The 13,109-nt window shown below is 36.2% G+C and carries 14 protein-coding genes; 11 read left to right on the forward strand and 3 right to left on the reverse strand.

The window, feature by feature from the left end; translation table 11 throughout:
- The first annotated feature begins 71 nt into the window (after window positions 1–71).
- A complete protein-coding gene (locus A5821_RS16530) occupies window positions 72–1,760 on the forward strand; it encodes an FAD-dependent oxidoreductase (protein WP_086312059.1) in 1,689 nt (562 codons plus the stop codon).
- A gap of 47 nt (window positions 1,761–1,807) precedes the next feature.
- Here A5821_RS16530 and A5821_RS16535 read toward each other — a convergent pair whose 3' ends face one another.
- Both A5821_RS16535 and A5821_RS16540 read right to left on the reverse strand, forming a co-directional pair.
- Complete coding sequence (locus A5821_RS16535; RefSeq protein ID WP_086312060.1) at window positions 1,808–2,341, reverse strand: 3'-5' exonuclease; 534 nt, start codon at window positions 2,339–2,341, stop codon at window positions 1,808–1,810.
- Between the two features lie 251 nt (window positions 2,342–2,592).
- Entirely contained in the window at window positions 2,593–3,351 is a 759-nt protein-coding gene (locus A5821_RS16540; RefSeq protein WP_086312061.1) for an exodeoxyribonuclease III, read from the reverse strand.
- A gap of 221 nt (window positions 3,352–3,572) precedes the next feature.
- Here A5821_RS16540 and A5821_RS16545 point away from each other — a divergent pair, with 221 nt between their 5' ends.
- The 3 genes from A5821_RS16545 to murB all read left to right on the forward strand — a co-directional run bounded on the left by A5821_RS16545 (window position 3,573) and on the right by murB (window position 6,730).
- Complete coding sequence (locus A5821_RS16545; protein ID WP_086312062.1) at window positions 3,573–4,811, forward strand: chloride channel protein; 1,239 nt, start codon at window positions 3,573–3,575, stop codon at window positions 4,809–4,811.
- A 30-nt stretch (window positions 4,812–4,841) separates the two neighbouring features.
- Entirely contained in the window at window positions 4,842–5,756 is a 915-nt protein-coding gene (locus A5821_RS16550; protein WP_086312063.1) for a Gfo/Idh/MocA family protein, read from the forward strand.
- Window positions 5,757–5,827: 71 nt separating this feature from the next.
- Window positions 5,828–6,730 (forward strand): UDP-N-acetylmuramate dehydrogenase, encoded by a 903-nt coding sequence (gene murB, locus A5821_RS16555; protein ID WP_086312064.1) that lies wholly within the window; start codon window positions 5,828–5,830, stop codon window positions 6,728–6,730.
- Window positions 6,731–6,772: 42 nt separating this feature from the next.
- Here murB and cbpA read toward each other — a convergent pair whose 3' ends face one another.
- Window positions 6,773–7,417: a cyclic di-AMP binding protein CbpA gene (gene cbpA, locus A5821_RS16560; protein WP_010773267.1), complete on the reverse strand. Its 645-nt coding sequence runs from the start codon at window positions 7,415–7,417 to the stop codon at window positions 6,773–6,775.
- A 148-nt stretch (window positions 7,418–7,565) separates the two neighbouring features.
- Here cbpA and rpmG point away from each other — a divergent pair, with 148 nt between their 5' ends.
- From rpmG to dcuC, 7 genes are all read left to right on the forward strand, one after another.
- Entirely contained in the window at window positions 7,566–7,718 is a 153-nt protein-coding gene (gene rpmG / locus A5821_RS16565) for a 50S ribosomal protein L33 (RefSeq protein ID WP_010760564.1), read from the forward strand.
- A 17-nt stretch (window positions 7,719–7,735) separates the two neighbouring features.
- Complete coding sequence (gene secE, locus A5821_RS16570) at window positions 7,736–7,906, forward strand: preprotein translocase subunit SecE (protein ID WP_086312065.1); 171 nt, start codon at window positions 7,736–7,738, stop codon at window positions 7,904–7,906.
- A 174-nt stretch (window positions 7,907–8,080) separates the two neighbouring features.
- Entirely contained in the window at window positions 8,081–8,623 is a 543-nt protein-coding gene (nusG, locus tag A5821_RS16575) for a transcription termination/antitermination protein NusG (RefSeq protein WP_010773265.1), read from the forward strand.
- A 112-nt stretch (window positions 8,624–8,735) separates the two neighbouring features.
- Entirely contained in the window at window positions 8,736–9,605 is an 870-nt protein-coding gene (locus A5821_RS16580) for an alpha/beta fold hydrolase (protein ID WP_086312066.1), read from the forward strand.
- A gap of 30 nt (window positions 9,606–9,635) precedes the next feature.
- A complete protein-coding gene (locus A5821_RS16585; protein WP_086312067.1) occupies window positions 9,636–10,652 on the forward strand; it encodes a LacI family DNA-binding transcriptional regulator in 1,017 nt (338 codons plus the stop codon).
- 144 nt (window positions 10,653–10,796) lie between these two features.
- Window positions 10,797–11,717, forward strand: coding sequence for a ribonucleoside hydrolase RihC (gene rihC, locus A5821_RS16590; RefSeq protein WP_086312068.1), 921 nt, complete (start codon window positions 10,797–10,799; stop codon window positions 11,715–11,717).
- Between the two features lie 15 nt (window positions 11,718–11,732).
- Complete coding sequence (dcuC, locus tag A5821_RS16595) at window positions 11,733–13,106, forward strand: C4-dicarboxylate transporter DcuC (protein WP_086312069.1); 1,374 nt, start codon at window positions 11,733–11,735, stop codon at window positions 13,104–13,106.
- The last annotated feature ends 3 nt before the right edge of the window (window positions 13,107–13,109 follow it).

Raw genomic sequence — 13,109 nt, forward strand, 5'->3', positions numbered from 1 at the left:
TTCCTTATTTGGGGAGTCTTTCTTAAAATTTTCAGACTGAAAACAATGAATTTTATAAAAGGAGAACAGATATGAGTCAAGAAATTTATGATTTGATCGTGATCGGCGGCGGTTCAGCAGCTTTATCAGCTGGTATTTATGCTGGACGTGCAATGTTAGACACATTAATTATTGAAAAAGATAAGATTGGTGGGCAAGTTACGACAACTTCTGAAATCGTGAATTATCCAGCGATTCGAGCAACAACTGGGCCTGAACTGATGGAAGATATGCGTTTACAGGCACTAGATTTCGGTGTTGAATTTACGACAGATGAAATCATTGATGTTGATTTAAGCCAAACTGTCAAAACAGTGAAATCGGCAACTAAAACCTATCAAGCTTACGCTGTGATCATCGCAACAGGCGCTTCAGCACGTAAAATCGGTTTCCCAGGTGAAGTTGAATTTACTGGTCGTGGGATTGCGTATTGTTCAACATGTGATGGTGAATTTTTCCAAGGATTAGATATTTTCGTACTGGGTGGCGGATATGCCGCGGCAGAAGAAGCGGTTTACTTAACTCGTTACGGTAAATCAGTGACGATGATCATTCGTGAACCTGATTTTACTTGTGCAAAACTAACAGCAGAAGCAGCTAAACAACACCCAAATATCAAAATTGTTTACAATACAGAAGTCAAAGAAATCACTGGCGATGACTTTGTTCGTAAAGCTGTTTTTGTTAATAATGAAACGGGTGAAGAAACAACATATGAAGCGCCAGCAGATAGTACATTTGGTATGTTTGTTTTTGCAGGGAACAAACCAAGTACAGAGATTTTTGAAGGGAAAGTCGAATTAGATCGCGGCTATGTTCCAACAAATGAAAATATGGAAACCAATGTACCGGGTGTCTATGCAGCTGGAGATTTACGTATCAAAGAATTACGTCAAATCGTTACTGCTGTTGCAGATGGTGCAATCGCTGCAACAAATGCACAAAAATATATCACAGAAGAAAAAACAAAAGCTGGTTTGCCGATCGTCAATGAACGTATGGAAAAACGTTTAGCGAAGCAACATGCTGAAAATAAAGAAACCCAACCAAAAGCAGAGAAGAAACCAGCTAAAGCAACAAGTGGTAATAACACATGGTTCCCTGATGCAATGAGAGAGCAATTGGGCGGTATTTTCGGTAAATTGACGAAGAATGTAACCTTGTTACAAGTTATGGACAGCAGTGAAGAAAAATCACTTGAATTAAATTCATTCCTAACAGAATTTGCCTCATTAAGCGACAAAATCTTGCTGGAAACTGTTCAAAAAGGTGCTGATTCTGATATAGAAGCGAAATACGGCATTGATAAATTACCGAGTGTAGTTGTTTTAAATGACCAAGGTGAATACACGGGTATCAAGTTTAGTGGTATTCCAAGTGGACATGAAGTCAACTCGATCGTGTTAGCTGTTTATAATGTCGGAAGCGCTGGTCAGCCAATAGAAGAGCCGGTCGTTAATAAAATCAAAGAACTACCTAAGAAGAAAGTACAGATTTTCGTTTCATTGACTTGTCATTATTGTCCAGATGTGGTCGCTGCTTGTCAGCGAATTGCTTCAATCAACCATAATGTTGAAGCTGAAATGATCGATATCGGTGTTTTCCCAGAGTTGAAGACAGAGAAAAAAATCATGAGTGTTCCAGCAATGATCATTGATGATAAAGAAATTGTTTTTGGTTCTAAAAATATGGATGAGATCGTTGAGATTTTAGAAAAATAAAGAAAAGCCGGATCAAAAGAACAGCTTGTTCTTGATTCGGCTTTTCTTTATTTTATTGTAACTAATTTTTTCAAAGGCTCGACACCAAAATGTTTCTCCTGATACAATAGAATTTCAGCACAGGCTCGGCTATCTTCTAAAGCATCGTGGTGATTATTCAATTGAATATCTAGATTCTCACAAACGGTGTTTAATTTATGATTTGGCATTTCTGGAAATAACTTACGACTGGTTTTCACAGTACATAGCGAAAGGTAATTTGGCTGATCGATGCCATAATAATCTAAACATCCAGCTAAAACACCACAGTCAAAAGGAGCATTATGAGCAACTACTAAGCTATTGGCTTTAAAGCAGCCTTGAATTTGTTTCCAAACTTCTGGAAATTTAGGTGCATCAGCTACATCTTCTGGTTTGATCCCGTGAACTTGAATATTTTTCCAAAAAAAATCTGTTTCTGGTTTAATCAAGGAATAATATTCATCAACGATTTTGTTGTTTTCTACTTTTACTAATGCGACAGAACAGGCACTATGCTTAGCATAACTAGCTGTTTCAAAGTCTATGGAATAAAAATTCATGTTCATTATCCCTTTCAGTTCAAAATTAATTCATACATGTAGTATAACAAAATGAGTAACGTATAGTAACCCTAATTGAAAAATATTAACAGAAACTAAATAAAAAGAGGTTGGGACAGAAGTGTTTGATCCTGATAACCAAGTAGGTACTGTGCAAAATCAGCTTATTTCCGATAAGATTGCTTCTGCTCCCACCGTTTATCTGGATTCCACGTGATTGGGATATGACTCGAAGAGTTATGTCACAATCACTAAGCAATAGTCAAGTCAACTTCAACTGGACAATGATCACTTCCAGTAATTTCTGTGTGGATCTTCGCACTCGTCAAAGCGTCTTTCAAGTCATCTGAAACGACAAAATAATCGATTCTCCACCCAGCGTTATTTTTCCGAGCATTAAAACGATAGCTCCACCAAGAATAAACGCCTTCTTGATCAGGATAGAAATGGCGATAGGTATCTATAAAGCCACTATCGAGTAAATCAGTGAATTTTGCCCGCTCTTCTGGTGTAAAGCCAGCATTTTTTTGATTGGTTTTCCAATTTTTTAAATCGATATTTTGATGTGCAACATTTAAATCGCCACAAAGGATAACTGGTTTTTCTTTACTTAGTTCATTCAAATATTCACGAAAAGCATCTTCCCACGTCATTCGGTAATCTAATCGCTTCAACTCATTTTGTGAATTTGGTGTGTAACAAGTAATCATGAAAAAGTTTGGATATTCCAAAGTGATCAAACGACCTTCTTGGTCATGTTCTTCAAGTCCCATGCCATAACGAACGCTTAAAGCTTCTTCTTTGGCAAAAATCGCAGTACCAGAATAGCCTTTTTTCTCAGCGTAATTCCAGTATTGGTAGTAGCCAGGTAAGTCTAAATCGATTTGCCCTTCTTGCAGTTTTGTTTCTTGTAAGCAGAAAAAATCGGCATCTAATTCATTGAAAACTTCCATAAAGTTCTTTTTAACAACAGCACGCAGACCGTTGACATTCCATGAAATACATTTCATTTTGAGGACCTCTTTCAAAATTGATATCATTTATTGATTCTTGTAAGCAAGACTTTAGAATAGTTTAACATACATAATCTGAATTTTGGTATTATGTGTCAATTTTTTGATTCAAATTTAGGCGTATCATTTTTGTATCCAGGTATTTGGATTTGTGATAAAGTTATAGGCGAAGTAGTGGACAACTATCTAATTATTCTGAACTGAAAGGATCTATCAAATTGAATACAAAAGAGATAGGGTTATTAATTTATGGGATTATACTAAGTAGCGTTATCGGTGTTATATCTTTTATATTTTTAAGACTAGAAGGAATAGGTTCCGAATTACTTTGGAATTTAGTTTCACCTGGCAACCGCTGGCGAGTGTTATATATTTTAGGCATTACTTTAACTGGTGGGATCTTACTGGGATTTTTTCGAGCAAGGTGGGGGAATTTACCTCATACAGTTCATGATTCAGTGACAGAATTAAAGCAAACAAAAACATTAGATCATAGTAGTGTTTTCCGTAGTTTGTTGATTGCGCTGATCGTATTGATCTTTGGTGCAGGTGTGGGACCTGAAGCAGGACTGCTAAGTGCCGTTATTTATTTATCCGTTTGGCAGGCAGATAAACTACGTTATTATTATTTTAACTATAAAGAGTTGAGAGGTTTATCAATACAAGAGCGTTCCGCACGTTTGTTAAACCCTAAAAGCTATTTGTTGACGTATGATGAAAATAAAGCTGTGAAAGGACACCAGAAGTCGAGAAAAAAGTTTTTTTATCTACTGTTTATTATTAACGGTTTAATCACTTTTGTTCTATTGATGAAACTGACAGGACAACCATCTTTTGTTTCTAAAATGGGTGAATCTAATTGGATATGGAGAGATCTGTGGATAGCTCTGCCACTGATTATATTCGGGGCAATAGTTGGAAAATGTTATAGTCTTTTTACTAAATTTTTAGAGAAACGACTAGATGTTTGGCAAGAATTTCCCACTCGTAAAGCGTTGATAGGATCTATCGCAATCTTTTTGATAGGTATTTTTTTGCCTAACTTACTTTTTTCAGGACAGTTATCCCTTTCACTTGCTCCATTTGTTGGAAGCCAAGCTTCATTTTTAGTATTGACGATGATTGCCTTGATCAAATTATTGTTTTTACAAATTTGTTTGAACACAGGATGGGTTGGTGGTGATATCTTTCCGATTGTATTTTCTGCGATCATTCAAGGATTTGCTGTATCACAATTATTTCCTCAAACGGATCGCTTATTGATTGTTGCAATCGTGAGTACGAGTATTGCAATTGCAATCATAAAGTCGCCATTTGCAGTTGGAGTGTTTATGATGTTGTTTTTCCCACTAAATTTAAGCCCAATCATTTTAGCAGTAGCAGCTATTTTATTTTTGGTCAAAAAGATATCAAACCAATTAATCCAAAAGAAGATAGTCGGTAAAAAAAATGGATAAAATATTATATATCGAACTAGGAGGATTTTTATGAAAATCGGAATCATCGGTTTAGGCAATATCGCACAAAAAGCGTATCTACCTGTATACTCTCAACTAAGAGACCAGGCAACTTTTGTATTATCCACTAGAAATGAACAAACTCGAAAAGAAATCAGTGAAAAATATGGCTTCAACGAAATGGTTACCTCTACAGAGGAGTTGATTGAAACTGGCATATCTGCCTGTTTCGTCCATGCTGCAACCAACGTTCATGGTCAACTTGTAAAACAACTATTAGAAGCAGGCATCCACGTTTTCGTCGACAAACCTTTAAGCGAAAATCTATCAGAAGTTAAAGAAATCCAAACGCTAGCAGCTGAAAAAAATCTTCTGTTGATGGTAGGCTTTAACCGTCGCTTTGCCCCCTTTGTAGAAGAATTAAAAGCAGTTGAAAATAAAAATATGCTGTTGATCCAAAAAAATCGAGTGGCTTCAGAGTCTACCGCTAATTTTGTAATCTACGATTTATTTTTACATGTAGCAGACATACTTGTTTACCTGCTTGATGATGACATTCGACAAGTTCAAACAAAAATCATCGAGGAAAACAATCTCCTGAAAAGAGCAATTCTTCAAGTAGAGACGGAAACCACAACAGCAATCGCTTCAATGAATCTTTACGCTGGGGCAAATACTGAAACGTATCAGCTGACTAGTCCAGAGGGAACTTTGGTTTTAGAGAATCTAACGGACTTAACAATCAAAAGTCAACAATCAACTCAGCAAAAAAGCTTTGGTGATTGGTCAACAACTTTAGAAAAACGCGGCTTCCAGCAAATGGTAGAAACATTTATTAAAGCCGTTCAGACAAATGACGGTACGCATTTAAAACAAGAAAAAGTTTTCACTAGTCATGAATTATGTGCACAGATGTTACATAAACATCAAGAACATATTTTATAGACTCAGACTAGAAAGTTTCCCCTAGGCATGCTAGAATAAATAGGATGTTTGAAAGAAAGGAACGACTTTCGATGAATAAAATTGAAATGATGAATGAATTAACGGATATAACTTTGCTTTTTGATGAACCTTTGATGAATTTTACTTTTACTAAAACGGGCGGACCTGTAGATGTTTTGGCTTTTCCAAAATCTAAAGCTGAAGTGGTTACTTTAGTGGAATACTGCAGAAATCATGAAATCCCTTGGCTTGTTTTAGGCAATGCCAGTAATTTAATTGTACGAGATGGCGGTATTCGAGGAATGGTGATCATGTTGGAAAATATGAAGCAAATCACGGTTTCTAAAAATCAGATCATTGTGGAGGCAGGCGCAAAATTGATCGATACAACCTACGTTGCCTTAGAGCATGATTTAACAGGTTTTGAATTTGCGTGCGGTATTCCAGGCAGCATCGGTGGAGCTGTTTATATGAATGCGGGTGCTTACGGTGGCGAGATCAAAGATGTTTTCACCAGTGCTGATGTATTGTTGGATGATGGAACGATCCAGACCTTTACAAATGAAGAGATGGATTTTTCTTATCGTCACAGCGGGATTCAAGAGAGGCATTGTATTGTGTTAGAAGCAACATTTTCTTTAGAAAAAGGAGAAAATAGCGTAATCAAGAGTCAAATGGCTGAGTTAACTGAACTTAGAGAGTCAAAACAACCATTAGAATATCCATCTTGTGGTAGCGTCTTTAAACGACCAGAAGGACATTTTACTGGCAAACTGATTCAAGATGCTGGCTTGCAAGGATTGAAATGGGGCGGCGCTCAAATTTCAGAAAAACATGCTGGTTTTATCGTGAATATCGATCAGGCTACAGCGACAGATTATGTAGAATTGATTGCTCATATCCAGCAAGTGATCAAAGAAAAATTTGATGTTGTATTGGAGACAGAAGTCCGGATTATTGGTGAAGAGCGTTAAAAAAAGAAGCCTTTCAATTGAAGGGCTTCTTTTTTTAATATTTTATTCAGCATTCGCTTGTAAATCTTCGATCTCAACGACTTTAAGATTTTTACGCTCTAAATTCTCAACAATCACTGCACAAGTTTCTTCAGTTGTTTCAGCAGGTAAAGTGATTAAGGTACGACGGATAAATTCATCTTCACCGATATCCAGCGTAATGCAGCTGGCAATACTGCTATGTTTAGCAATAATCTTCGTCATAGCGGCTAGATCTCCTTGTTTACCCGTTGTAGCAATTGTCAAAACATAACTACCACGTTGAATATTCCAAGACTGAGCAAGGATATTCAATAACGTACTATGCGTTAAAATGCCATAAAAATAGTTATTCTCATCCAACACTGCGATGTAAGGCAATTCTTTGATCGTAAAGAATACTTTGAAGAATGATGTGTTGACGAAAATAAATTTTGTCGCGTTTTTTAATAAATAAGTAACTGGTAAATTCATGTCTCCACCATTTGCTTTGTGGCGGTAGATGTGCATTTTATAAATATTTCCTCTAAAAATCTTTTCCGACTCATCTAAGATCGGTACACAACGATAACCTGAATCTTCAAGGATTTTCAAAGCCTCTTCTAAAGTGCAAGATTCATTGACTGTTGTAAGATTTTTCTTTTTGATAACAACGGATTTTAATAACATATTTTGACCCCCCGTAGGTTAAATTCATCTGACAAGCTAATGATAACATAATTTGAAAGAAAACCATAGTTTATTGAGTATCCATTGACATTTTGCTGAAAGAATGATAATGTTATTGAGTAAATTTGTGAATAGAGGAGGTTGAACAATGGCAACAAAAAAATCAGCACTTGCTTGTTCAGATTGTGGCTCCAGAAACTATTCTAAAGCCGTCAGTGAAGGAAAACGTGGAGAGCGGTTAGAAATCAAAAAATTCTGTAAATACTGTCAAAAATACACGTTACATAAAGAGACGAAATAGAAAATGGAGGAGTTCAAATGAAATTTTTACGTAGTGTTAAAGATGAGATGAAGCAAGTTACTTGGCCATCAAAAAAACAATTACGAAAAGATACGTTGGTTGTTATCGAAACATCAATTATTTTTGCGGCGTTATTCTTTGTAATGGATACAGTGATCCAAAAAGCTTTTGCGTTGATTCTTAAATAATTCAAACTAGTATTTCAGCACAAATAGTGCTATAATAGCAAGTGAGGAAAAACTTCGGGGAACTGAGGTTTTTTTATTTTCACATGAAAAAAAGAAGATGAGTTACAAGAAATTGCTTGTTACTTTTAATTTATTGTTCTACCAACTATTAAACCAAAAGGAGCCGAATCAGAAATGGAATCATTTGAAAAGAATTGGTATGTATTACATACATACTCAGGTTACGAAAACAAAGTAAAAGCAAACATTGAATCACGTGCACAAAGCATGGGCATGGGAGATTTCATTTTCCGTGTAGTTGTTCCAGAAGAAACAGAAACAGAAGTAAAAAATGGCAAATCAAAAGAGATCGTTCATAAAACATTCCCTGGATATGTCTTAGTGGAAATGACAATGACAGATGATTCTTGGTATGTCGTACGTAATACACCAGGCGTTACTGGATTTGTTGGTTCACATGGTGCCGGAAGCAAGCCAGCGCCATTATTACAAGAAGAAATCAATCACATTTTGCGTTCAATTGGCATGAGCACACGTCAATCTGATTTAGATGTTGCATTAGGCGATACTGTTCGTATCATCGAAGGTGCTTTTTCTGGTCTTGAAGGTGAAGTTACAGAAGTTGATGAAGAACGTCAAAAACTAAAAGTGAATATCGACATGTTTGGTCGTGAAACAAGTACTGAGCTAGACTTTGAACAAGTAGATTCAATTTAAATAACTAAAGAGCTGAGACATATTTGTTTTGGCATAGAGAGAGTGGAGCAAAACTAAGTATAGTTTTGTCCTGCTCTCTTCTTACTATAGTCATAACTGAAAAGGTGATAAAATGAAAAAGAAGAAGTATTATTTATTAGTAGCTAGCTGTCTTTTACTACTTTTTACTGGCTGCATCAGTAAGAAAACAGCTAAAGACGAAAATCAACCAGTTACCAAAAATTCGGCGACGAGTGAAACAACCCAAAAATCAACAATTCCTACATTGTTCATTCATGGATATAGCGGAGGTAGTGGGTCTTTTGGAAGAATGATCAAACGAATGGAAGCAAGCGATCAGACCAAGAAAGAGTTGATTTTAACCGTTAGCCCTGAAGGAGAAGTACAAGCAAAAGGCAATTTGTCCGGGAAGAAAAATAATCCTAGTATCCAAGTTCTTTTTAAAGATAACAAAAATAATGAATGGAATCAGGCAGAGTGGATCAAAAATTGTTTGACCTATATACAGGAGCATTATAGTGTTACAGAAGTAAATCTAGTAGGGCATTCCATGGGCGGTGCTAGTTCTTTACGTTATTTAACGACTTATGGCGATAATGAAAATTTACCTAAGGTCAAAAAATTTATTGGTATAGCAGCACCATTCAATAATTTTGTGGAATTGTCTAACGGCGAAACACTAGAGGATGTTATCAACAATGGACCCACAATTCAAAGTGAACGTTATGCTGATTATGTCAATGGAATTGAAAGAGTACCTAAAGATTTGAACGTGATGATCATCGCAGGAGATGTGAAAGACGGTAGCTTAAGTGATGAAGCCGTTCCTGTCGCTGATGCATTAAGTGTTGTTTCATTGCTTAATAAACACGGAAATAATGTAAAAGAGCAAGTCTTTTACGGGAAATCAGCCCAACACAGCCAGCTACACGAAAATACAGAAGTAGATCAACTTGTTGCAGATTTTTTATGGAAACAATAAAAAACAATTGTATCAATAAAGGAGAAAGCCATGAAAATCAGAATGAAAGATATTGCAAAAATGGCCAATGTATCTGAAGCTGCGGTTTCTTTAGTTTTAAATGATAAACCTTCCAGAATCTCCGAAAAAAAGAAACAAGAAATAAAAACCATCGCAAAAGAGTTAAATTACATTCCCAATATCGCAGCTCAAAGCCTCGCCAAAAAAGCTTCTCAAACAATTGGCGTTGTCATTCCTGATATTGAGAATCCGTTCTTTTCAAAACTCTGTAAACAATTAGAAGAGCGTTTTAGAGCAATGGGCTATTTGACAATTATCGTCAATTCCAATGATGATTTTACCGTGGAAAAAAATCTGATTCAAATGCTGTTGAATCGAGGTGTTGATGGGTTGATCATTGCGTTGTCGAATGAGTCTTTTTCGTGCAAAAAAGAACAAGAAGATTTTTTGAAAGAAATCGATGCACCGTTTGTTTTAGTGGATAGACAGGTTTCCATAAAAGACGTCAATCAAGTCTATTTTGACAGTCAAGAAGGCGGTAAGCTTTCAACAGAATATCTTCTGGAAAATGGTCATCGAAATATTGCTTTCATGACAGGAGATTTTAAGGTGCCAAGTACACTTGAGCGAATCAAGGGATACAGAAAAGCCTTGCAAAGCTATGATATAAACGTAAAAGAAGACTACATCATTGAAACGGGTTATCGCTTTAATTGTGGAATCGAAAAAGCAAATGAACTGTTCAAATTAACAGATGTCACAGCCGTGATAACCTCTAATGATATGGTAGCTTTTGGTGTTTTAAAGCAAGCTTTAAACAGTGGAAAGAAGATTCCAGAAGAGCTTTCGGTCATTGGCTACGACCGTTTAGAAATAGCAGATATTCTAGGGACTTCCTTAGCAACAGTAGAACAAAACATTTCTTCCTTAACAGAACAAGCAGTCTCCCTTTTAAAAAAGAAACTTACAAAGAAACAACTGAAAGCCACGACGATTATTTTGCAGCCAAGCTTATTTAAAGGGAAAAGTGTCAAAAAAATAAAATAGTTATTGACTAACCAAAAATAAAACGCTATCATAAGAACCAGATAGATTAAGCGGTTAATCTAAAAAATGCTTTTTTGATTATTCAAAAGGTATTTTTTTATACCATTTAGGTAATGCGCTTAACCTAAGAAGGAGGAAGGATTTATGATAAAAGAAAAAAGACCGATCATCATTGACACAGACCCAGGAATTGACGACGCAGTAGCTTTATCGATCGCCCTTAATCATCCAGAATTAGATGTCAAACTATTAACAACTGTTGCTGGAAATGTAAACGTACACAAAACGACTGAAAACACATTAAAACTAGTATCGTTTTTCGAAAAACAAGTCCCTGTTGCGAAAGGCTGTGATAAACCATTGTTGATCCAGCTAGAAGATTCGGCAGAAATTCACGGAGAAAGTGGAATGGATGGATATGATTTTCCTAAAGCCACGGCCAAAGCTCTGGATATTCATGCTGTAGAAGCAATGAAAGACTGCATCCTTTCCAGCTCAGAACCAATCACGTTAGTTCCAATTGCAGCTTTAACAAATATTGCGTTGCTTTTAAGTATGTATCCAGAAACAAAACAAAATATCAAAGAAATCGTGATGATGGGTGGTTCGCTATCAAGAGGAAATACCAATACGAGTGCAGAATTCAACACCTATGTTGATCCGCATGCCGCACAAATCGTTTTCCAATCAGGTATTCCCATCGTAATGGTTGGTTTAGATGTAACTAGTACAGCTGTATTGACAAAAAATGAAACAGAAAAAATCAAAGCTTTTGGGAAAGTGGGCAATATGTTTTACTCATTATTCCAACATTATCGTGGTGGTAGTTTACAGACGGGATTAAAAATGCACGATGTTTGTGCCATTGCCTACTTAACTGATCCAGATCTGTTCACAGTTCAAGAAACCTTTATTGAAATCGCTTTAGACGGTCCAGCCGCAGGGGCAACAGTGGCAGATTTAAAAATGAAGTACCATGATTCAACGAATGCAACGGCGTGTTTAGATATCGATATTCCAGCATTCCAAAAATGGGTAGTATCAAATTTAGAAAAAATAAATTAAAAAAGGAGTCATACTATGATTGAGTCATTGTTAGTGTTAGTTGTTTTAGCTCTTGTTGCTTATTTGATCATTAAGAATTATCATCCTGCTCTAAGTTTGATCAGTGGGGCATTGATTTTGTTATTGTTCGCTGTTTTATTGGGGCATCCACTGTATCCAGCTGATGAAGGAACAGGTTTAGCATTCTTTGATATTTTCTTGAAATTTAAAGATACGATCATCGCCCAAGTTAGTTCAGCGGGAATCGTGATCATGATTTTATTTGGTTATTCAGGCTATATGAACGTAATTGGAGCTAATCAAGTAGCCGTGAATATTTTAGTGAAACCGCTACAAAAAATAAAATCAAAAGCATTATTCGTGCCACTTGTTTTCTTAGTTGGTAATTTAATGTCTTTGGTTGTGCCAAGTGCTTCTAGTTTAGCAATTATTTTGATGGCGATTTTATATCCGATGTTAGCAAGTATGGGCATTTCTTCTTTGACTGCAGCAGGTGTAATCGCTATGACTGCGACAATTATGCCAACACCACTCGGAGCTGATAATGTTATTGCAGCTCAAACATTAGATTATGATTTGCTGACGTATGTTGCATGGAATGCTAAAATTTCAATTCCTACTTTGCTGATTATGGCGGTTGTACATTATTTTTGGCAAAAATATTGTGATAAAAAAGAAGGCGCTGCTGCTTTTGTTGCAATCGAAAATGATGGACTCGCGAAGCAAGAAGAGTTTGATACACCGAAAATTTATGCGCTGTTACCATTATTACCGTTGATTTTGATTTTAGTCGTTGGAATCACAAGTATGTTTGTAAAAGGGATTCAAATGGATATATTTGTTTTGACATTCATTTCATTTTTTATAGCTGTAGCGTTTGAAACAATCAGACATAGATCGTATAAAAAAATTCAAGATTCTGCAGCAGAAATGTTTAAAGGGATGGGCCAAGGATTTAGCCAAGTTGTCATGCTGGTTGTTGGGGGTTCTTTGTTTACGACGGCAGTTCAATCGCTAGGAATTATTGATAATTTAATGGCATCTGTTGAATCTTCGGCATCAGCTGGATTAGTTACAACATTGATTTTCAGTGGTGCTACTACTTTATTTGGTATTCTAAGTGGTGGTGGGTTGGCTATGTTTTATGCAGTGATCGAATTGATTCCAGATATTGCCTCTAAAGCTGGAATTGATGGCATTTTGATTTCATTACCAATGCAAATGATTGCAAACTTAGCAAGAACGATTTCACCAGTAGCCGCAGTTGTGATGATCGTTGCATCAACTGTTGGTGTAAGCCCAGTTCGTATTTTAAAACGGACAAGTGTTCCGACGATTGTAGGGATTATTTGCGTCGTTGTATTATCGATTCTTTTACTTCCTTATTAATCT

Source organism: Enterococcus sp. 7F3_DIV0205 (genome assembly GCF_002141365.2).
Lineage (GTDB): Bacteria > Bacillota > Bacilli > Lactobacillales > Enterococcaceae > Enterococcus_L > Enterococcus_L palustris.